The following is a 21,285-nucleotide window of genomic DNA, read 5'->3' as shown; positions in this document are numbered from 1 at the left end:
CATGGCGACTCATGAGAAGACCGACGACCCGGCTCCGACGATTCTGGTGTTGAACAGCGGTTCGTCGTCGCTGAAATTCGGGCTGTTTACGCGCTCCGCGCACGCTGGCGGCGATGAAACATTGTTGCTGGAAGGGAGTGCTGAAGGTATTGGGCGCGGCGACGGAAGCTTGCGTATCAAGTCGCCTGACGGTCGCGTGCTGGTGCAGGAGAAGGATGTGCTGGAGTCGCAGACCGACGCGTTGCAGAAGCTCGCGCGCGTTCTTGCTGAACAGAAGCACGGGCGTCCCGCTGCGGTGGGGCATCGCGTGGTGCATGGCGGGCCGCATCTGCGAACGCATCAACGACTGACACCCGAAGTCCGGCAGCGCTTGCAGGACGCTGTGCACTTTGCGCCCTTGCACATTCCACCGGCGCTGGCATTGATCGACGAGGCAACGAAGATTTTCGGCGACGCGGCGCATTTCGCCTGCTTCGATACGGCGTTTCATTCAACACTGCCGGCACGCGCGGCGCAGCTTGCGTTGCCGCGCCGTTACGCTGAGGCTGGCGTGATTCGCTACGGCTTTCACGGGCTGTCGTATGAATCGTTGGTAACTCGGCTCGGCGCTGATTTGCCGCCGCGAGCGGTGTTCGCCCATTTGGGCAATGGGTCGAGTTTATGTGCATTGCAGGACGGCGAATCCGTCGATACGTCGATGGGTCTCACGCCGACCGGTGGTGTGCCGATGGGCACGCGCAGTGGCGATCTCGATCCGGGTGTGCTGCTGTACTTGATGCGCGTGGAGAAGCTCAATGCCGATGCACTGGAGACGCTGTTGAATCGCCAGAGCGGTCTCGCCGGTTACGCCGATGGCGAGAGCGATATGCAGGCGCTTGAAAAGCGCGCCGCGGCGGGGGATGAGAATGCATCGCTGGCGCTGGATGCGTTTGCTACCGCCGTGCGCAAGACGGTTGGCGCCTATGCAGCTTTGTTAGGCGGGATCGATTTGCTGGTGTTCACGGGTGGAATCGGTGAGCACAGTGAGGAGATTCGTAAGCGGGTGTGCGCGGGGCTTGCGTTTTTGGGGCTATCCGAAGGGGATTCAGCGGGGAGGGTGAGGGCCATTCATACCGAGGAGGAGAAGCAGATTGCGAGGCATTGCCGGAGGCTGTTGCAGGCCGGTTCCGGCTGAGGTTATTCGTTTTTGATCGTGGTGCGGTCCGAGACGCCGGTTACACCGAACAGACGGGTGACATCTTCGAGTGCGGCGGTTCTTTGCTGCTCACGGTGAAGTTCGCCCTGCAGCGTGATGCGGCCGTGGGAGACCTTTACTTTTATCGCGTCTTTAGGCACCGCGGCGTCCCACGCTAGCCGCGTTCTGGCTTCAGCCGCAACCTGTCCATCACTCAGGCGCGAGCTGCCGATAATGCCTGCGCTGTGCGCAGCCTGGCGGGATTTACGCATACGAACTCCATCGAGGTGCCAAGTCACCGAACACTAACAGATGCAGACGATTCTGCCTTTGGCCGCAGCTATGGAAACCGCCTTCTGATACCGCCCTTAAAATCCCCACAAGTATTCAGGCAATAGCACAATCAATAGTGACTCCAATGTGAATTGATTATGAAATTGTTAAAAATTGCGACATTACGTTCGTTAATTCACAAGGCCTTGATATAGTGACCGCCGTCATGCGGTGTCAGATTAACTCCTGAAAAGAAACCTCCTGTGTATCGCTTTTATTGGCGATAAGACTCCCCAATAACCTGGCGGGGTAAATCATGAGTTTTGCATCAATTGGAAGTGGTAACGGCGCCGGTGGCAGTCCCATCGGATCGCTTGCGGCGGGCGGTGTGCTGGGTGATGTCGGCTCGATCGCCGGCCTTGCCGGTCAGGCGGGTTCGCTCGCCGGCGTGCCCGGCGCGGGCTTGATGGGCGGGGTAGCGCGCGCTGTGCAGCTTGCCCAGACGGGCATGTCGTTGCTCGGGCGAACGCCGGCCTCGATTGCCGATTCGATCAACGGTGCGTCCGGTTTAAAGCCCCAGCTGACGCAGGAAAACCGCTTTATCAAAATCGAGTCGCCGCTTGGCGGCAACGTGTTGCTGGTCAGTGCGCTGGTTGCCGATGAATTCGTCAGCCAGCTTCCGGAAATTCATCTCGATCTGCTATCCCACCAGAATAATATCGAGGTTGAAAAAATCGTCGGCCAGCGCGTGAAGATTACGCTGGATCCGCAGAGCGCCAATACGAATATTCTGACAACGACCGTTGCGTCTCCCGACAGCAGTCGCCGGTATTTTCATGGATATGCGGCATCGTTCAGCCGTGTTGGCAATTCCGGCACGGTCACCCGTTACGAAATGACGGTAGTGCCGTGGTTCTGGTTTCTCACCCGTTCGTCGGACTGTAGGATTTTCCAGAACGAGACCGCGCAGGACATTCTGACGTCGATCTTCAAGGAGCTGGGATTTTCGGATTTCGAGTTCCATATCCAGAGCGAGCGCCCGCAACTCGAGTATGTGGTGATGTACCAGGAGTCGTACTACAACTTCTGCGCACGTCTGATGGAGCAGGAGGGCTTGTTCTGGACCTTCCGCTATGAAAAAGACAAGCACGTGCTCGTGATCGGCGACTCGAATTCGACGTTTGCGCCGATCGAAAATCTGAAGACGATTCCCTATTACGCGGATAGCTCGGCCAGCGAGTTGAACGGTATCGACCGCTGGGACGAAGCATTCAGTTTCCGCGTAGGGAAAGTCACTTTCCGGGACTTCAACTACAACGCACCGTCGTCGCCGTTGATGCACGTCGAAGTGCCAACCGCTACGTTGAAGAATCCGAATATCGGCAGCACGGAGCGGTATGAGTATCACTCGCTCTATGACCATGGCAACGACGGCGAGCGCTACGCCCGGTACGCGATGGAGGCCGAAGAGGCGCAGGCCCGCCAGTTCACTGGCAGTGGCTACGCCTCTCGCATGACCACGGTTGGCCGCTTTACGTTGGTGAACCACCCGGTATCCACCTACAACAAGGATTTCGTGATCCTGCACGTGCGGCACCAGGCGGTGAACGACTACTCGCGGCATGAAGCCGAGATGCCTTACCGCAACACCTTTACGTGCCTGCCGCGCGATGTGCCATTCCGGCCCGAGCGACGCACGCCCAAGCCCTACATGCACGGCACGCAGGCTGCGATCGTGGTCGGCCCGAAGGGCGAAGAAATCTACACCGACGGCAGCCGCGTGAAGCTTCACTTCATGTGGGACCGGCGCGGCAAACAGGATGGTTCCGATTCGATGTGGGTCCGCGTGTCGCAGCCGTGGGCCGGTAAAGGTTGGGGCGGCTCGGCGATTCCCCGCATCGGCCAGGAAGTGATCGTGGCGTTCAACGAGGGCGATCCGGATAACCCCGTCATCGTTGGGCGTGTGTTCAATGGCGAGTCAGGCAATCCATACCACGGCAGCAGCGGTCAGACGATGGGCCTTAAAAGCCAGACGCACAAAGGGGACGGCTCGAACGAACTGCGTTTCTCGGACGTGAACGGTGCGCAGGAGTTCTTCATGCACGCGCAGAAGGACATGAATACCGTGGTGGAAAACGCCCAGAGTACTCAGGTGCTGAAGGGCGATAGGTCGATTGCCGTGGCTAAGGGCGACCACCTTACGACTGTGTCGGTCGGCGATCTGCAGGACGCTGTTACGAAGGGGAATACGACGCAGCAGACACCTGCAGGGGTGCACACGATCGAGGCGAAGGAGTTGTGGATCAAGGTGGGTGGGGAGGGGGGGACGAAGATTCACATGACAGCTGATGCGATTGAAATCTACAAGGGTTCGTCGGTCATCCATATCGACGACGGGCAGATCAAGGTTCAGGCCGGTAACACACACATCAATCCCGATAACGGCTGATTCCCGACTCATATCAACCTCCGTGTCACTGGAAGAACAACATGTATCAGATACAGGAAGGCTCACTGTCGTTGCCGGCCGACTGGCATGACAAGACGATGAACGTGTTTGTGTCGGCGGCCACGGGAACGGAAGGTGTGAGCTTTGTCGTGACCCGGGAGAGCTTGCCATGGGGGATGAAGTTTCATGAGTACACAGCCAACGAAATTCAGAAACTCTCGAAACAGGTCGCGGGTTACGAGCTAGTTGCCGGTGCGGAGTCCGAGGTGTCAGGCCGCGCTGCGTACACGCACGAATTCAGATGGCTCAATAACGGCAAGCCGATCCAACAGCTGCTTACGATGGTCGAGTATGGCAAGCGGGTCCTCATGCTGACGTTTACTGCTCCGGGCACGATAAGCGAAACGCAGAAAACTCAGGTACACGCGATGATCCAGAGCTTCTCGCTTAACGAGCCTAACTGAACACCGCAAGACCATGGCTGACCAGGACAACGACATTCCCGTTAGCACCGGCGAACCAACTGGTACCGCTAGCGAACGGCTGGCTCATCTGCAGACACTGGAAGATGGCGAGGCCGTCAAGCAACGGCAGATGGAATGGGTCGACGGCGCGAACTATGGGATGCTCGGCGCCGACGTTGGTTACGGCGCATACGCTGCAGGTTCTGCAGTCATTGGGGCCGGCGCGACCGGGGCTGCGGCGGCGGGCGCCGCAGCGCTTGCTGCGGTACCCGCGGTCGTTGCTCTCGCAGGGTCATGGGCGCTCGGTAAGTTGGGCGTCACTGGAGCGATCGCCGAGGGTGTGACGAAAGTTGGCGATGCACTCGGCCTGACCATCGGCCGGGGTGATCCCCACCCGGCGTGCGTTGGCGACGATATTGCACACTCGTCCGGCTTCCTCGGAATGATGGCTGGACTTGCGGTGGGTATCGCCATTGGAGCAATGGTCGCCGCGACGGTGGTGACCGGGGGACTTGCAGGGGCACTTATCGTTGGCGTCTGCATGGCCGGTGGGCTGAGCCTGGGCAGCGCACTTGCCTCGGCGAGTCAGAGTATGGGTAGCAATTGCGGGAAGATCTCGAGCGGATCGGGAAACGTCACATTTGAGGGAAAAGCCGCCGCTCGCGTCACCGATGTTGCGTCATGCTCCAAACATTCGAGCTCCCCGGAGCCACTGGTCGAAGGCAGCAAGACCATCACGATCAATAGCCTGCCGCTGGTGCGCATCGGCCATTCGACTCATTGCAGTGCTAAGGTCAATTCGGGTCGTAAAAGCGTTTGGGTTGACCGAACGACTGGGCAGTACGGACCGAAGAATCCCGAGCTTACCGCCGGTGAAGAGTTCTTCGCGGGTTTGCTTGGCGGCCTGCTTGGCGCGAAACTAGGTGGCATGCTCGGAGATGCGCTTCCGAAACGGGAGCCGACCCAATCTGCTGAGGTGTCGGGAAAGAAGGACGAAGTCTCCACGTGCAAGGAGGACCCGGTCGATGTAGCGACTGGCGAGGTGGTCGACGTCCGCACTGACATTTCAATTCCAGGTGTGTTGCCCTTGCAGTTCACGCGGCGTTACCGCACGCGTTCGGAAGACACAGGCGTTCTCGGGCCGAAGTGGTCGAACAACTGGTCGCAGTGTCTGTCGTTCGATGATGGTCACCTCGTGCGATTCCATAGTGCGAGCGGACAGACGATCAGCTTTATAGCGCCGGAAGTCGGTCTCGACGGCATCAACCTGCGCGAGCCTCGTTATCGCCTGATCGGCACGCGGGACGAACCGCGGATTTTCGATCACGAGACACGACAGGTATTGGTATTTGCACCGCTTGCCGAAGCTCATACTTCGAGGCTCGAGCGGATCGAGGATCTGAGCGGCAATGCTTGCACATTTACGTACGATGCGGATGGCCGTCTCGACGGGCTTGTGCATACGGACGGCTACAGGCTTGATATTCTGTATCGTGGTACGAAGCGCGAGGTCGACCAGATTGTCCTTTACGATGTATCGGGCAAGCCGCACACACTCGTCGAATACGGATATGACGGGGCGATGCTGGCGCGCGTCGCGAGCTTCCAGCACGGTCATTTCAATTACACGTACGATCACAATGGATGGATGACGGCCTGGCGAGACACCGATCAGACCGATGTCCACTACCTGTACGACGAGGTTGGCCGTGTGGTCGAAACGGGTACGCGGCAGGGGTATCACACCGGGCAATTCGTCTACGAGGACGGTCGCACGCGCGTCATCGACGGCGACGGCGAATGGGTCTACGACTACAACGCCGACGGCCTGGTCACTGTTGAGAGCAATCCGCTCGGCCACACCACCGTACGGGAGTGGAGACTCGGACGGCTGTTGACTCAGGTGGATGCGCTCGGCCGACGCACCCAATTTCTCTACGACGATACGGGCAATCTCGTGTCTGCCGAGGAACCAACTGGCCGCACGACACGGTTTGAATATGACGACACTCGGCTGATGACCGCGGTCGTGCTGCCCGCTGGAGTACGCATCAAGTTTGAATACGACCATCTGCAGCGCCTGATAGCTCGCACGGAGCCCGACGGGACGATTAAGCGTTACCGATATGGAGAGCGCGGCGAACTCTTGCGTGCCATCGATGGCGTTGGCGAAGTGCGGCTCGACTACGACGCGCGGCTGCGGCTGATCACGACTCGACTTCCGACCGGCGCGGAATTCCGTACGGTATTTGATGTCCTTGGGCGTCTCGTCGAAGAAGTTGATCCTGACGGTAACGTCACCCGGTATGACCATTCGGCGGGCGCTGAGAATCCCCGTGGCGCGGTCGCAAAGCTTATCCAGCCGGACGGCGCCGTTGTCTGTGCGCGGTACAACACCGAAGGTCTGCTCGTAGAGCAGAGCGATCAACTCGGCCGCGTTACCCGACACGAGTACGGGCCGTTTGACCTTGTTACGGCGTCGATTGACCCTGCCGGCCACATTACCCGATTTGAGTACGACCATGCTACGAGGCTGACGAAGGTCGTTAATGCACTGCGCGAGACGTGGGAATATCGTTACGATGGCGCAGGTCGCCTCATCACTGAGATCGACTGGGGTGGCCGCACGACGCACTACGAACGGGACGCGATTGGCCGTCTACTTGTAAAGACGCTGCCGGACGGGGGTAAATGGCGTTATGGGTACGATCCGTCTGGCCGCCTGGCCACGGTCGATGCCGGCGACGTAGGGTTGGCCTACACCTATGACGATGCGGGTCGGCTCGCTACGGCCGAAGTGCGAGGCGGGTCCGCCCACGTAACGCGCTTCAGCTATGACGAAAAGGGGCGTCTGATTGGAGAGGACCAGCACGGTGATCTCCTGAAACACATGTACGACGCCGAAGGTCGACGCAGTGCGCGAATAACGCCACATCGGCAAACGCTGTATGAATACGACAAGCTCGGCGCACTGACCAAGGTCGGCCCGATGTCGATCCTGCGCGATAGTCAGGGGCGGGAAACAGGCCGGCAGGCTGGCGAGTTCGTCATGCAGCGGCAATACGATGCGTTGGGCCGTGTGCGCCGGCAGGTCGCGGGGCCGCGATCGGCGTTCGACGAGATACAGTCGAACCCGGTTCACGCGTTGGAAAACCTCACGCGTCAACTGTATTCGTACGATGCGGCCGGGCAGTTGGAGCGTGTAGACACTGATTCCGACAGCGTGACGTATCAACGCAACTTACGTGGACAGATAGCGTCCGTGCATAGCCTCCGTCAGCCACCGGAGCACTACCGCTATGACGCGAACCTCAACATTGCAGCGCACGGCCAGCAGGGGCCCACTGACGCTCACTGTTACCTTCCAGGAGGGCTTCCGGAACGCGTCGGCTACGCGCGCTATCGTTACGATGCGCGCGGGCGGACGATCGAAAAGACGGTGGAGCAACCGGGGTTCAGGCCGAAGAGTTGGCAATACGCGTGGGACGGGTTGGACCGATTGGTGAAGGTGTGTACACCGGAGAAAGGGGTTTGGATCTATCGGTACGATGCGTTCGGCAGGCGCGTAGAAAAGAGGCTGGTTGGTGCGCGAACAGCGATTCGCTTTCTTTGGGACTGTGGACAGATCGCGGAGCAGTGGCAAGACAAGGACGGAACGTGTGCGTTTGTTAGGGGCTGGCACTTTTCTGAGAACGTCAACCCGCTAGCTCATGAAACAGACAGTGGTGTCTTTCCAATTCTGTCGGATCAGTCCGGCTTACCCAAGGCCATGTTCGACGAACGTGGCGCGAAAATCTGGGACGCTTCCTACACGATATGGGGGCGGCATCTCAAGTTAGATCGAGTCAACAATCACGTTGGGACCGACGAGCCGTCAGAAGTAAACCTCCGATTTCCCGGACAATGGGACGATGAGGAAAGCGATCTGTTCTACAACCTGCACCGATTCTACGATCCTCAAACAGGGCAGTACCTGACAGTTGACCCGCTTGGACTCGCTGGTGGCCTGCGTACCCATGCTTATGTGACGGTCCCGGACATGTTGATTGATCCGTTCGGGTTAGCAAGCTGTCCGGTTCGAGAAGTTAACGGAGCGAAAATACACGGCACCGGACAGAAAGACGGAACGCCAGGTCACGATCAATTTTCCGAGGTCATAGCAAACAAACTTGCAATGAGCGGAAAATTCACTGATATCTATTTGAATCGCTCGTACAATTACGCGAACAGTGGGGATGTGTCGCTCAGACGCCCCGATATCATGGCGGTCGATGTCAACGGCCAGACGCATGCAATAGAGCTCGCGTCGAGGACTGATATGGGGGCCAAGCTTCCAACGTTGACTGCTCGAAATAGGGCCGCCATGGGCAATCTGCCGGCATCAAATCGCGGCGAAATTATCGTTCTCGATCATCCGTACAACGCGTCCGACATCAAGAGCGTTTTGGATGACCTTATTTCCGGAATTTAGTGGGCGGATCATGTGCATAGGAATGGCGCTATATGGGACAGATCGAATAAGTCCGCTTGAAGCATACAAGGCCGGCCATGATTTCTTTTCAGCAATGTCGGTCGACATAACGACTGCGGGATATACACGTTACATTGAAGTCGCTGGCGAGAGGGACGTCGAACTTGTTGAGGTTCCTTTCGACGAGCTCAAGAGCCTGATTGAATCTGGAGTCGCAACCGATTTCCGGATATACAACAACGCAGGTGGCCAGATACCTTGGCGCGCTTCGTTCGGCTACAACACGCCTTCCTTTGGCGGTTTTTTTGGTATTGATGCACAGCTCGATGTTCAACTTGCGGATAGTGCCGACAAGTTTATCGACTACATCAAGCGAATAGCCACGAGTCTGAATGTCTCTTATGGAATAGCATATGAAGCGCCGAAGATGACCTCCGCGTTTTACTATGCAGCCGGGAGCAATCTCGCGAAACTGAAGCCATTTGAGAATCCGTCGGCCTTCGGCAAGGAAGTGCCAGGCGGATCTTATGGAGCGGCTCGCTATCAAGAAAGCATGCTAAGGATGGTGTATCCGATCAATGTTATAAGTGATCGTCACCTTAACATCGTGGTTGGTGGCATTCAGCTTAAAGAATGGATTGTCGCGGAAGACAATCGTGGATCCCTGCAGCCCATAGGGAATGACCTTTGGCTCTGGTTGGTGCCAGAAGCCGCCCTGGATTCAATCAATCAGCTATGCGGGGAAGCGGGAATCCTGATTTCATGGAAGCCGCAAGCAGTCCCGCGCCCAGGTCGAAAACTGCCTTGAAGGCACTGGAAACAGTGGAGAGTGCTGCCGGTGTCCTTGCGGGCACCGGGCCTGTCGCAAAAACGCCTACTAAATCACCCCCGCCAAAACCTGCGCCGTAGCCGCCGACAACGTCCACCCCAAATGCCCGTGCCCGGTGTTATAAAAAACACCTCGCCGTTTCCCACGCCCGACCTTCGGCAACATGCTCGGCAACATAGGCCTTAACCCCGCCCACGGAATCACCTTCGAAGTCGACACCTCAGGAAAATACCGTCGAGTCCAGTCGACCAGAGGCGCAATCCGATCCGACCGGATATCCCGATTGAACCCGTTGATCTCCGCCGTCCCCGCAACCCGAAACCGGTCCACGCCAAGCCGGCTCGTCACGATCTTCGCGCTGTCGTCGAGCAAACTGACCCACGGCGCGTTCTGCTGACTCACTTCATCATCGAGACATACGGTGATCGAATAACCCTTAACCGGATAGACGTTCACGTGATCGCCAAGCATCGCCGCGAAGTCGCGGCTCTTCACACCGGCGCACACCACGATCCGCTCGAAAGCAAACCGTTGCGACTCACCCTCCAGATTGACCATCAACGAAAAGCGTCCCTCAGCCGGCTGCTCGATCGCCGTAATTTCCGCGTCGTAGTGAAACTCGACACCATGCCGCACGCAAGCTTCAGCCAACCCGCGCGTGAACTTGTGAATATCGCCAGTGGAATCGGATGGCGTAAAAAATCCACCAAAAAAATCACCATGCAGCATGGGCTCGATCGCGTGCAACTCGCTCGACGTCACCGGATTCCGCTCCAGCCCGCCTTCGCGCAGCAATTCATTCACCTTGCTGGCCGCATCGAATTCCTTGCGCGTCTTGTAGATGTGCAAGATGCCGCGCCGCTCCAGATCGAAGTCGATCCCTTCGCGCTCGGCTATCGAAAACAGATGCTCGCGCGCCGCAATCGCGAGCCGCACCGTTTCGACGGTGTTCGTCCGGTAATGCGGAATCTGCCTTAGAAACTCGCCCATCCACGAATACTTGTGCCACGTGGGCATCGGATTGAGCAGCAGCGGGGCGTCGCGCGTGAGCATCCAGCGCAAGCCCTTGAGCACCGTGGCCGCGCTGTTCCAGACTTCGGCATTGCTGGCGGACAACTGGCCACCGTTGGCGAACGAGGTCTCCATCGCCGCATAGCGATGACGTTCGAACACAGTGACGTGGTGGCCGCGTTGCGCAAGGGCGTGCGCAGTCGTAACGCCGGTAATGCCGGCGCCGATAATGGCGATTCGTGACATGACATGGTCCAGAGTAGTTGAGCATCACCGGTGTCGATTTCGTGTCGAAACCGGCGTCGATGCCCCATCTGTCCATGTACCTGAGAGTTTCTTCCTGTGAGCATACGCATCGCGATACATGCGGTATGCAGGGAATCCCCTTCGGTGGGCGCGCATGGCGCCGCTCTCCAGATGTTCCAGCTGCGCGGTCCTTTTGCCTGAGAGTTTCCGGGGCGGTTGCTCCGTCGGCGTCGTCACAATCCTCTGACGATCTCTCCCGCGCTGCATTGCAGAACGGCTAGACGATACCGGGCAATAAATTTCGCCGCAAGTGTTTCTTTCGATGCAATGCGCCATCGGCACAGTACCAGTGGCATCGGCTATATTTAGCGGCACTGCCCGACTTCAAATCCCACAGGAGAACGCCGTGCCCGCTGCCACAACGCTGCTCGCCTTTGCCCTGGTCTCGCTCGGCATGGTGCTCACGCCCGGCCCGAACATGATCTATCTGATCTCCAGATCGCTCTGTCAGGGGCGGCGCGCAGGGCTCGTGTCGCTCGGCGGCGTCGCGCTCGGCTTTGTGTTCTACATGTTTTGCGCGGCGTTCGGTATCACCGCACTGCTGTTGACGGTGCCCTACGCGTACGACGCGCTGCGTTTCGGCGGCGCGCTCTACCTGCTATATCTGGCGTGGCAGGCAGTCAAGCCGGGCGGCCGCTCGCCGTTCCAGGTGCGCGACCTTCCGCACGACAGCCGCCGCAAACTGTTCACCATGGGGCTCGTCACAAACCTCGCGAATCCGAAGATCGCGGTGATGTATCTGTCGCTGTTGCCGCAATTTATTTCACCGGAGCACGGCAGCGTGCTCACGCAGTCGATCGCGCTGGGTTGCGTGCAAATTGTCGTCTCCGTCACGATCAACGCGTTGATTGCGATCATGGCAGGTTCAATCGCCGGGTTTCTCGCTGGGCGGCCGGTATGGCTGCTGGTGCAACGCTGGCTGATGGGCACCGTGCTGGCCGGTCTGGCCGTACGGATCGCGCTCGATTCGCGCCGTTAAGTCACGCGACGCAGACTCGCCTGCGTCACGCTCACAGCATCTTGTACATGATGGTGGTCGAATCAAGCCGCTCCTCCAGCGTGTCGCAGCAAAACTGCGGGATCACACCAGCCGTCTGATAACCGAGCGCGGCATAGAGCGGCTCGGCCTTGTCTCCGGTGCGCGTATCGAGCGTCAACAGGCTGCGCTGCAACTGGTGCGCACGCTGTTCCAGTTCCGCCATCAGCGCTTTGGCGATGCCCTGACGGCGGAACGACGGATGGACCAGCAGCTTGCGCACCTCGGCGCGATGACGCTGGTTCGGCATCGTGTCGTAATCGAGTTGCACGGTGCCGGCGATCGCCTCGCCATGGCGAGCAACAAAAAGCACCAGCGCGCCCGCACGCAGCGACGGCAGCACCTTGCCGCGCCAGAAAGCCTCACTTTCCTCGACGCTATACGGCAATACGAAGCCAACGCTCGCACCGTCATGGACGCAGGCACGCAGCAGCGCGCCGAGTTCGGGCAGATGGCGAACGAGGTCGTCGGCGGAAAAGGTCGTGATGCTGGTCGCGTTCATGGTGGCTCGAACTCAGACGATGAAGAGGATGTAGCGCGCCGCGCTATGCGAGGGCGTGACGAACGCGCTGGGACCGAACAGCTGGTAGCGCAGACAGTCGCCGGGTTGCAGATCGTGACTTCGGCCGTCGACGGTGATCTGCAGTTGCCCTTCAAGCAGGATCAGATGATGTTCGAGGCCGGCTCTCGGCGACGCGTCGTAGGTGATGCGTACGCCGGCATCGAGTTCGCACTCCAGCGCCTCGCCGCTCAGCGCCTGCGCCGGTGGCGACACGGAGCGGCGCCGGAAGCCGACGCTCGGGTCGGTCCAGACCGGCTGCGCATCGCGTGGCACCAGCGGCGCGAAGTCTTCTTCGACCATGTGCATGAGACGCGACATCGGCAGGCCGTAGGCCACGCAGAGCTTGCCCAGCACGCTCGCCGTGGGGCTCACGGCGGCGTTCTCGAGGCGCGAGAGAGTGGCGCGGCTGACGTTGCTCAGCTTGGCGAGATCGTCGAGCGACCAGTTGCGCTCGGCGCGTAGTCCCCGCAGACGCTGGGCGATGCGACGGTCGATGGCGTTGTCGTCGGTGAGTGCGTTTTCCATATTCGGGAAATTATCTCGAATATGGGAATTCGTCAACGGAACAAAAAAACGCCGAAGCGGATACGAATGCGTTCCGGGCACGCTTCGCCATTGCGGAGATTCGTACACTGCGAGCGGCCGGGCCGTTTATCATAGTGGCCACAAACTAAAACCTGCCGCCTGGCTGTGCAACGGTAAGGCACACCATCCACGAGACCCGGCGGCGCATGCCGCGACATCTTCTATGAACTCCACTCCCGACGCTGTTTCCCGTCCCTCCATCCGCGCTTTGACCTTGCTTGAAGGGCGTGTGCTCGGCGTGCTCGTCGAAAAGCAGCACACCGTGCCGGATAGTTATCCGCTTTCGCTGAACGCACTGACTTTGGGCTGCAATCAGAAAACCGGCCGCGCGCCCGTGATGAATGCGACCGAAGCCGAGGTGCTGACCGCCGTCGACGGATTGAAGCGGCTGAGCCTCGTTATGGAAGGCAGCAGCAGCCGCGTGCCGCGCTTCGAGCACAACATGAATCGGGTGTTGGGCTTGCCCAGTCAGTCGGCTGCGTTACTAACTACGCTGCTGCTGCGCGGTCCGCAGACCGCGGCCGAACTGCGTTTGAACAGCGCGCGCCTGCACGGATTCGCCGACATCTCCTCGGTCGAGGCGTTTCTCGACGAACTGGCTGCCAACGATCCGCCGCGGGTGGCGAAGCTGGCCCGCACGCCGGGCGAGCGCGAGAATCGCTGGATGCATCTGCTATGCGGCGAAGTCAGCGCAAGCGATCTTGCCCAGCCTGGCGGAGACGATGAGGTCGTGCCGCTGTCGGCGTTCGAGGCAGTCAAAGCTGAACAGAAGCGGCTTGCCGACGAGGTGAACCGGCTTCAGGTGGTGGTGCGCCGGATGGCTGCTGAATTGGGGATTGAAGTTGAAGAGCTGCGCACGGAGGATTGAAACGCGATTTGCGTCTGGTTTCTCGCACGCTGCGAGCGTTGGAACATGCGAGCGCGCAAGAAACCAGAAACTAGAACTTATAGTTCACCGAAGCGAGCGTGTTGAGCTCGAATCTCTTTTCGGTAATCGGGCTATTCGCGGCGTCATGCTCCAGTCGCCCGAAGGTCGCGGAAACCGAGCCATTCCAGTGCTTCGAAAAGTCGTAAGTCACCTGGGCGTTCATATGGACGTCCCGCACGCCTGCACTGGTGCTGTACGTAGGCAATCCTGACGCCGCGCTCTGCTGCTCAGACACGCCGAAAAACGTCCGCGTATAAGTGCCATTCGCCCAGGTGAAACCTGGTCCCACCGAGAACAACCAGCCGCCAACCGGGGCGGACGCCACGAAATCCGTGCTGACCGTCGTCCCCTGGTGATGCCCGGCGATATCCTGGTACAAGGCCACCGACCCGGTAAACGCCCACCACGTGTAGTCAGCGAAGAGCTTCAGTTTCGGCCCGCCATTCACATTGCCAAGTCCATGCAGGCGTGGATCGTCGGACTCCTTGCGCATCTGGAAATCGAAAGTCAATGCCGCGCCTACGTGATAGGCAGGGCCGCGCAGCACGTTCACGCCGAGCACGTCAGGGCCCTGCGAGAAAATCCGGTCGTCGTATGAGATGTCCAGCGCGGGGAACGGGAATACGCTCAACTGGCGGGACCCCGGGTACTTGGGCGTAATCACCACGCCAGGGCCCACGCCGATTTTCCATTTGCTGTCGGTGGCCGCGCCGGTGCTGGAGTCAGTCGTCGTGTTCGGAGTCGCATCGTCCGCGTAGGCCGCGCGTGCAGCGCAAAGACCGAGCGCCGCGGCGAGCAGTAGCGACATACGTGCGGGCTTGCTGAACCTCAGCGTGGTATTCGCCGTCATGCGCGCTCCTTGCCAAGCGCCGCAAGTTGCCTGAGGCGTCGCGCCAATGCCTTCGAGACGACCTGCTGTTTGCCGTCGTCGCCGCTATGGACGGCTTCGCTTTCGCGCAGAAACAGGGCGGTTTCGCGCGCGACGATTTCGCGCTCGTTGTCCGACGTAATCATGTGATACGAATCATCCAGCCAGATTGTGCGTAAGAAGGCCGCGCCGATATTCGCGGCGACAAAGCGGGCATTGCGCGGGCTCGACGTCTCGTCGTCGATCGCGTGGACAATCAGGCAATCGGTCTTGATGTCGCGTACCTGCGTGCGCACGCTCGCGGCAAGGCGGCTCGCCTGGTGCAAGGCCGGCAATGAAATCGTCGACGGACCGACTTCGCTGAAGTCGCTGCGCTGCATCGCGCGAGCGATCTTTGCTCGTAGCGCTTCATTGCGCAGGCCGAACGGCGCCTCTTCACGGTAGCGCCAGCGTTTGCGCATCGGCGTGAAGTACGCCCAGTTGAGCAGGAAACGATACCAGGGGATCGCCCAGCCGTCGTATGAGAGCGTCAGCGACAACAACACGAGCGACTGCGCCCCTGGACGGCGATGCGCGAGAGCCAGCGCCAAGGCCGCGCCGATCGATAGTCCGCAGATCGAGACGCGGGCAAAGCGCCCGGCCAAAGCGTCGTACTCGCGCACGGCGGCTTCGAGCCATGCCTCCATTGCCTCTTCTTCAGAGCCGGCGCTGTAGCCCGGCAGGACCGGCGCGCACGTAGTGAAGCCTTCAGCATTCAGAAAGCGGGCGAGAAAACGCAATTCGAGCGGCGAACTCGACAGGCCGTGCAACATCAGCACGGCATGATCGTCGCCGGGTAAGAAGAGACTCGTCGGTTGACTCATGGATCAGGCTCCGATCCGTAGGACGAGAAACTCGCCGGCGTGGGTGGTGAACCGCTCGCACATGCACTCGGTCAGCTTCGACGGACCGTCGCCGCTTTTCAGGTGCACGCGATGGCTGCCAGGCCACAGCGCTTTGCTGAGCCGCTGGATGTCGTCGGGATCGACGTCGGTAAAGCGCGGGCCTGGCGCAATCTCGTTGGGCAGACGCGGCAGCATGCCTTGCGATTTGATGTCGTTGCCGGGCTGTAGCGCGTTGCGCTCGAGCGCCTGAATGAAAATGAAAGTTCTGTGGTGATGGGATAGGTGGCGCAGCAGCCGATGCGTTTCGTCGACGCCGCGGCGCGCCAGCATGCGTTCGTTATCGTGACGCAGCAGCATTTCATAGCGCGATTGCGCAACCGATGCGATCAGTTCGGCACGAAACTGCGAGCGGCGCAGGCGTTCAATCAGCACGATGACAATCAGCGTCACCAACGGATACGAGACCAGCAGGACCACGTCGGCGCGATCGAATACGGCGATGGTGGCGTAGGGCGGGACGAACAGATAGTCGGCGATACCGAGGCCGAGAAACATGACGGTGAGCGCCGGGGCCAGCCCGCAAAAATACTCGACCAGGGCCGCCGCGATACAGAACGCGGTGCCCGGCATGATCGGTCCCAGCAGCGGATGGAGTACCAGGCGTACTCCGCTCGCGATCGCCAATGCGGCGGCCGCGGTGAGCCAGACGCGGGTTCCCCGTGGTGCCCAACGACGGGCGTTTTGGACTTCCATAATCTTTTTTTTAGGGAGCGATTGCGCTTCCCGATTGAGTGTGGCACTGCGCTTTTAAGCGCAGGTCGGACGATACCATAATCGGGCGGACGCAAAGGCCCGGAAAGACGTAAATACCGGAAGGCCGGGCGGGGCTATCGTGTTTCGAATGGGGGGCGGAAAAACATACCTGTGATTAGGGGTATTCTCACCAGCGTGGATTGTGCAGGCAGTGTCCTTAAGTGACGCTTAAGGACCGCAAATTGAAGTTGATGCCATTTACAAATGAGTGGCGCGGCCGCTCAGGCATCGCGACTGCGTCGCGGTTCGGCGGACAGGGTTCGCTGGGTGCGATAGAAAATGCGCGGCGGCACGTTGGGTGAATCTTCTGCGAGCCGGTCGAGTTCGTCGCGGATCGCGGTGAGATAGTGGCCATCGCGTGCGTCGGCGTCACCGGCGAAGATCGCTTCCAGCCTGCGCCGTACAGCGCCATAGCGGGCCCCCGCTGCGCGATGCTTTTCCGCGCGCTCCGCATATCTGAGGAAGGTTTGCAGCGCGGCTGAGACCGCCGCCGCAACGCTCACGAAGCCCACAAAGATCCTGAGCGCCGGCGAGACAGCGGTCGAACTCAACGACGCAAACACGGCCGTCCCCACGAACGCGGTCAATGCCGTGACCAGCCAGCCGACACTGCGGTCGCGCGCCGATAGCAGGTCGGCCATGTCGTAATGGCTCATCTGGGATTCACGCGCGCGCCGGATCCACTTCAGCAGAAGCTGGTCTTCGTCGACCGGGGGCTCGTACGCAGTCAGGTTCTTCATCTCGCTCATCGGGGCTGTCCAGTATCGCAAGCGTAGCGCATGCGTTTGACGATACTGTGCCACATGAGTGCGACGCGCTGAAAGCCGCGCACCTCGCCCAGATCAGCCGAGCAGGCGACGTACCCGTGGAATCACTTCCTCGGCAAAAATGCGCATGTCAGTCTCGAACGGCTGGAATTGCAACATGAACAACTCGATCCCCGCACGATGAAAATCGGCGATCCGTTGCGCGACTGTGTCATAGCTGCCGACCAGTCCGGCCGCCGTGCCGCCGTTCGAACCCACGCGCGGCGTTTGCGCGAAGGTCTGGAACATCACCGCCTTGGGGTCGATGTTCGATTTCTGTTGTTCACGGAGCGGAGCATCTTTTGCGGCCAGTGCGAACAGATGGGCAAGGTGCTGATCGGCGGCTTCGCCGGATTCGCGAGCGATGACGAAGGCCGACAAACCAAAACGTAACGGCTCATGCGGAGCAGGGCGCTTGCGGCCGGAGACATCCGCGATCAACGCTTTGACGGCATCCAATGGTTGGCCGTTGATGAACCACACGTCGCCCTTGTCGGCGACTAGCTCCCGCGCCGGTTCCGATTCGCCGCCCACATAGATGCGCGGACGGCTGCGAAACGGATCCGCGGGACGCAATAGATAGTCATCCACATTAAAATGCTCGCCGCGAAAGCGCGTACGCTCGCCGCGCAGCAAGGAATCCACCACCGTGATCCATTCACGTCCGTACGCATAACGCGCGTCGTGCTCCGCGAAGCCGATACCGGCGCGCTCCAGCTCCGGGCGATTCCACGCGTTGACAAGATTGATCGCAAAACGCCCGCCACTGATGTGTTCGATCTGCTGCGCCATCTTCGCCAGCACCACCGGGTGATACAGATATGGCTTGATGGCGGCGATGATCTCGATGCGCTCGGTCAGTGCCGCGAGCGCAGCCGAGGCGGTCCACGCTTCGAGCTGATCGAAGTCGGGATTGTGCGGATTGATCGTATGTTGCGCGACCAGCACGGAGTCGTAGCCAAGCCGCTCGGCTTCGAGAACGAGGGCTTTGTTCCGCGCCCACGACGCGTCGTACGGTTCATCGGGGTCCTGCAGCGCTGCGCGGCTGCCATGAACCAGCGCCCAGATACCGAAGCGGGGAGGGAGTGTCGACATAAAGCAGAAATCTCCACGGTAAAAGCGTGTGCTTCAACTCGCATCAAACCTCGAATGATGAGCGATGCCGCCGCCACGCGTTCCAATTTCTACCCATATCGATCGATGAAATCAGTCTTTGGCCATGCGTCGTTCTTTTATATATTCAGCGATTCCGCATACTCCCACCACATGGATCTCGATCGATGCCCCTCGCTTTCTCCGGCTCCCGAAGCCTGCGACGCCTCTGCGTATGCCTGACGTTGATCGGCGGCGTGCTGTCGACTGACGTGGCATACGCCAACGAAACGGTGTCGATCAGCTACCAGCGTTCATCGACGCTATTTATTCTGTTGAAACGAACTGGCGCGCTCGAGAAGAAGCTCAACGCGCTCGGCTATGACGTGAGCTGGCACGAGTTCTCGACGGGCCTGCTGCAGTCGCTCAACGCCGGCAGCGTCGATCTGCATGCGGATGTGGCGGATGCCTTTGCGCTCTTTACGCAGGCCGCCAACGCGCCGTTGACCTACTACGCCGAAGAGACTTCGGCGCCGACCGCCCAGGCGATCATCGTGCCGCCGGATTCGCCGATTCATTCCGTTGCGGACTTGAAGGGCAAACGCGTGGCGGTGTCCAAAGGATCGGGCTGCAACTTCCTGTTGTTGAGCGCTTTGGCGAAGGCGGGTCTGACGATCAACGATATACAGGTGCGCTATCTGGAAGCGCCCGACGCGCTCGCCGCATTCCGTGGCGGCAATATCGATGCATGGGCAATCTGGGACCCGTTTCTCGCGGCTCAGCAGCGTGAGGCGCATGTTCGCGTGATTGCGGACGGCAGCGGCGGCGTCGCTCAATACAACCGGTTTTATACAGCGACAACGGCCTTCGCCGACAAGCATCCGGATGTGCTGCGCGTCGTATTCGACGAATTGAACACGACCGGCAAGTGGGTCAAGGCGCATCCTCAGGAAGCCGCACAGATTCTCGGCCCGGTGTGGGGCAATATTCCTGGGCCGACTGTTGAGTTGGCCAATAGCCGCCGCAGCTACGACATCGTGCCGGTGAAACGCGATCAATTGGCCGAACAGCAGCGTATCGCCGACACGTATCGCGCGGCGGGGCTGATTCCCGCTACTTTGAAAGCGACGGACATCCGTATCTGGACGCCCTCGGCGAAGTGATTCAGGGGAGCCGCTGCATCTAGCAGCGGCCGGGCAAGAAGTTCTACGGCCGCGCGAGCGGCCTTAGTCGTTACAGTTGAGCAGCAGTCGCGGTGAGGACTTCCTGATTCCGCGCCACACCAAACCTCTCCTTGTGCGCATTCCCATTCAGATAGAAATCACCGATAGCAGCTTCACGGATGATCGCCGGATTGTGCGACGCCAGCACGCGAGCATTGCGCCAGTAGCGATCGAAGCGACGCTTTTCACTGGTCGCCGAAGCACCGCCCACTTCAAACAACAACGTCGCCGCCTGCAGGGTTTGTTCGATAACGATCTGCTGCGCCTGGAAAGTCTGGATGTCGAGACGCACATAGGTCTGTTCACCAGTGCGACCTTCCTGCCGCGCAACTGACACTTCATCGATCGCGTTGGCTAGCGAAGCGCTGATGCTCTGCGTCGAGTAAGCAAGGCTCGCGAGCCGGCCGACAACACGATGCACCAAGGGATTGTCACGCGGGCTCGATTCACCCGGAATACCGAAGGTCCGCGTTTTACCCTGCGTGAACGCCACCGCATCGCGCAACGCCGCACGACTGATGCCGGCAAGGTTCGCGACATGCAGTGCCTGATAGTAGGCAGTAAGCAGACTGTTACGGCGTGGTTCGGAGGCGTTATACCGCCGGTACAGATTGTCGAGCGAGACCGGCACGTGATCGAAACGTGCCGTACCGCTACCGGTCAGACGCTGCCCGAACCCATCCCAATCGTCGATACGGGCGAGGCCCGGCGTATCGGTTTTGACGAGTACGCGGACGTCGCTTTCGCCGTCGTGCGCGGTAACGTCGACCCAGTCAGCGTAGAGCGTGCCCGTGGTGTAGTACTTCTCGCCGTCGAGATGCCACGCCCCGTTGGTTTGGGTAAGACGCACGCTGTTGTTGGTCACGCCGGTGCGTTCGGAAACGGCGCCGCCGATAATTTCACCTTGTGCGATACGCGTGAACCATCGGTCACGCAACGATTCATCGCCGTTTTCCAGCAGCGATTCGATAAATCCACCGTGCACGCGCAGGATTTGCGGAAGGTTCGAGTCTGCTTCGCCGAGACGCGTGATCAGCGCAAAGAACGCTTTCAGGGAGATGCCTTCGCCGCCGAAGCGCTTGGGTACGCGCAGTTTGGTGTAGCCGGCTTCGCGCAGCCATTCCACCGGCGCGTAGGCCAGTTCCCGATTCTGTTCGCGTTCTACTGCGCCTTCGGCGATGCGGGCGAATACGGGCGCGAAGCGTTGGGTTAGTTCGTTGTCGCCGAACGGGGCTGCTGCGTCGGCGGTTGTGAGGTTCGGAAATGCGTGCAATTCAGAAGTTGGCATGAGTTCTCCAGAGCGGGCCGGGCGCCGAGCGCAATCTGAGAACGGTACGGGACGGGAAGGGGGCGGGCAACCAAGTATTTGGCTGATTCTTAGAACGGGGAGTGAAATGGTTTTTGTGCCTGCGGGGCGCTTGTTGTCAGTGTTCCTGGGGCTTTGGCCTTTCCTTGTTCTGGCCTTGGTGCCTTTCCTTGCATTGTTAGTGGTCTATTAGCGTTGCCCCTGT

18 protein-coding genes and 1 riboswitch are annotated in these 21,285 nt (G+C 59.8%); of the genes, 8 read left to right on the top strand and 10 right to left on the bottom strand.

The window, feature by feature from the left end; all coding sequences use genetic code 11:
• The first annotated feature begins 1 nt into the window (after nt 1).
• Nucleotides 2-1,174, top strand: a complete 1,173-nt coding sequence (locus M0D68_RS30020) for an acetate/propionate family kinase (RefSeq protein ID WP_266226220.1) — start codon at nt 2-4, stop codon at nt 1,172-1,174.
• Nucleotides 1,175-1,176: 2 nt separating this feature from the next.
• On the opposite strand, the gene M0D68_RS30015 is transcribed toward M0D68_RS30020, so the two are convergent.
• Nucleotides 1,177-1,446: a BON domain-containing protein gene (locus M0D68_RS30015; protein ID WP_093644215.1), complete on the bottom strand. Its 270-nt coding sequence runs from the start codon at nt 1,444-1,446 to the stop codon at nt 1,177-1,179.
• Nucleotides 1,447-1,763: 317 nt separating this feature from the next.
• Between M0D68_RS30015 and tssI the strand changes: the two genes are divergently transcribed.
• The 4 genes from tssI to M0D68_RS29995 are packed head-to-tail and all read left to right on the top strand — an operon-like array spanning nt 1,764 to nt 9,639.
• Entirely contained in the window at nt 1,764-3,896 is a 2,133-nt protein-coding gene (gene tssI / locus M0D68_RS30010; protein ID WP_266226218.1) for a type VI secretion system Vgr family protein, read from the top strand.
• A 41-nt stretch (nt 3,897-3,937) separates the two neighbouring features.
• A complete protein-coding gene (locus M0D68_RS30005) occupies nt 3,938-4,360 on the top strand; it encodes a DUF1795 domain-containing protein (protein WP_200652742.1) in 423 nt (140 codons plus the stop codon).
• 13 nt (nt 4,361-4,373) lie between these two features.
• The gene (locus M0D68_RS30000; protein WP_266226217.1) at nt 4,374-8,831 is read left to right on the top strand and encodes a DUF6531 domain-containing protein; all 4,458 of its coding nucleotides are present in this window, start codon (nt 4,374-4,376) and stop codon (nt 8,829-8,831) included.
• Nucleotides 8,809-9,639, top strand: coding sequence for a hypothetical protein (locus M0D68_RS29995; RefSeq protein WP_266226216.1), 831 nt, complete (start codon nt 8,809-8,811; stop codon nt 9,637-9,639). Before M0D68_RS30000 ends, M0D68_RS29995 begins: the two co-directional genes overlap by 23 nt.
• A gap of 69 nt (nt 9,640-9,708) precedes the next feature.
• Here the strand turns inward: M0D68_RS29995 and M0D68_RS29990 are convergent, their stop codons facing one another.
• A complete protein-coding gene (locus M0D68_RS29990) occupies nt 9,709-10,917 on the bottom strand; it encodes a D-amino acid dehydrogenase (RefSeq protein ID WP_211700910.1) in 1,209 nt (402 codons plus the stop codon).
• A 175-nt stretch (nt 10,918-11,092) separates the two neighbouring features.
• A riboswitch (glycine riboswitch) is annotated at nt 11,093-11,186 on the bottom strand.
• A gap of 137 nt (nt 11,187-11,323) precedes the next feature.
• On the opposite strand from M0D68_RS29990, the gene M0D68_RS29985 reads away from it, so the two are divergent.
• Nucleotides 11,324-11,956 carry a LysE family translocator gene (locus M0D68_RS29985; RefSeq protein WP_054035436.1) on the top strand — a complete coding sequence of 211 codons (633 nt, stop codon included), beginning with the start codon at nt 11,324-11,326 and terminating at the stop codon, nt 11,954-11,956.
• A 31-nt stretch (nt 11,957-11,987) separates the two neighbouring features.
• Here M0D68_RS29985 and M0D68_RS29980 read toward each other — a convergent pair whose 3' ends face one another.
• Complete coding sequence (locus tag M0D68_RS29980; protein WP_266226213.1) at nt 11,988-12,515, bottom strand: GNAT family N-acetyltransferase; 528 nt, start codon at nt 12,513-12,515, stop codon at nt 11,988-11,990.
• 12 nt (nt 12,516-12,527) lie between these two features.
• Entirely contained in the window at nt 12,528-13,100 is a 573-nt protein-coding gene (locus M0D68_RS29975; protein WP_266226211.1) for a helix-turn-helix domain-containing protein, read from the bottom strand.
• A gap of 223 nt (nt 13,101-13,323) precedes the next feature.
• Here M0D68_RS29975 and M0D68_RS29970 point away from each other — a divergent pair, with 223 nt between their 5' ends.
• Nucleotides 13,324-14,028, top strand: coding sequence for a YceH family protein (locus M0D68_RS29970; RefSeq protein WP_266226243.1), 705 nt, complete (start codon nt 13,324-13,326; stop codon nt 14,026-14,028).
• A gap of 70 nt (nt 14,029-14,098) precedes the next feature.
• On the opposite strand, the gene M0D68_RS29965 is transcribed toward M0D68_RS29970, so the two are convergent.
• The 5 genes from M0D68_RS29965 to M0D68_RS29945 all read right to left on the bottom strand — a co-directional run bounded on the left by M0D68_RS29965 (nt 14,099) and on the right by M0D68_RS29945 (nt 18,554).
• The gene (locus M0D68_RS29965) at nt 14,099-14,938 is read right to left on the bottom strand and encodes a MipA/OmpV family protein (RefSeq protein WP_266226209.1); all 840 of its coding nucleotides are present in this window, start codon (nt 14,936-14,938) and stop codon (nt 14,099-14,101) included.
• On the bottom strand, nt 14,935-15,819 hold the full coding sequence (locus M0D68_RS29960; RefSeq protein ID WP_093644195.1) for a carboxylesterase: 885 nt from the start codon (nt 15,817-15,819) through the stop codon (nt 14,935-14,937). Before M0D68_RS29960 ends, M0D68_RS29965 begins: the two co-directional genes overlap by 4 nt.
• Before the next feature lie 3 nt (nt 15,820-15,822).
• The gene (locus M0D68_RS29955) at nt 15,823-16,593 is read right to left on the bottom strand and encodes a DUF4118 domain-containing protein (RefSeq protein ID WP_093644193.1); all 771 of its coding nucleotides are present in this window, start codon (nt 16,591-16,593) and stop codon (nt 15,823-15,825) included.
• Between the two features lie 281 nt (nt 16,594-16,874).
• Entirely contained in the window at nt 16,875-17,393 is a 519-nt protein-coding gene (locus M0D68_RS29950) for an SLATT domain-containing protein (RefSeq protein ID WP_054035484.1), read from the bottom strand.
• 102 nt (nt 17,394-17,495) lie between these two features.
• On the bottom strand, nt 17,496-18,554 hold the full coding sequence (locus M0D68_RS29945) for an LLM class flavin-dependent oxidoreductase (RefSeq protein WP_093644191.1): 1,059 nt from the start codon (nt 18,552-18,554) through the stop codon (nt 17,496-17,498).
• A gap of 185 nt (nt 18,555-18,739) precedes the next feature.
• Here M0D68_RS29945 and M0D68_RS29940 point away from each other — a divergent pair, with 185 nt between their 5' ends.
• Entirely contained in the window at nt 18,740-19,714 is a 975-nt protein-coding gene (locus M0D68_RS29940; protein WP_093644189.1) for an aliphatic sulfonate ABC transporter substrate-binding protein, read from the top strand.
• Between the two features lie 70 nt (nt 19,715-19,784).
• Here the strand turns inward: M0D68_RS29940 and M0D68_RS29935 are convergent, their stop codons facing one another.
• Nucleotides 19,785-21,062: an acyl-CoA dehydrogenase family protein gene (locus M0D68_RS29935; RefSeq protein ID WP_266226208.1), complete on the bottom strand. Its 1,278-nt coding sequence runs from the start codon at nt 21,060-21,062 to the stop codon at nt 19,785-19,787.
• Nucleotides 21,063-21,285 lie beyond the last annotated feature (223 nt).

The sequence above is a fragment of the Paraburkholderia sp. SEWSISQ10-3 4 genome (assembly GCF_030464785.1).
GTDB lineage: Bacteria > Pseudomonadota > Gammaproteobacteria > Burkholderiales > Burkholderiaceae > Paraburkholderia > Paraburkholderia aspalathi.
Note: the sequence above shows the minus strand (reverse complement) of the source record. Positions and strands in the feature narration are given on the sequence as shown.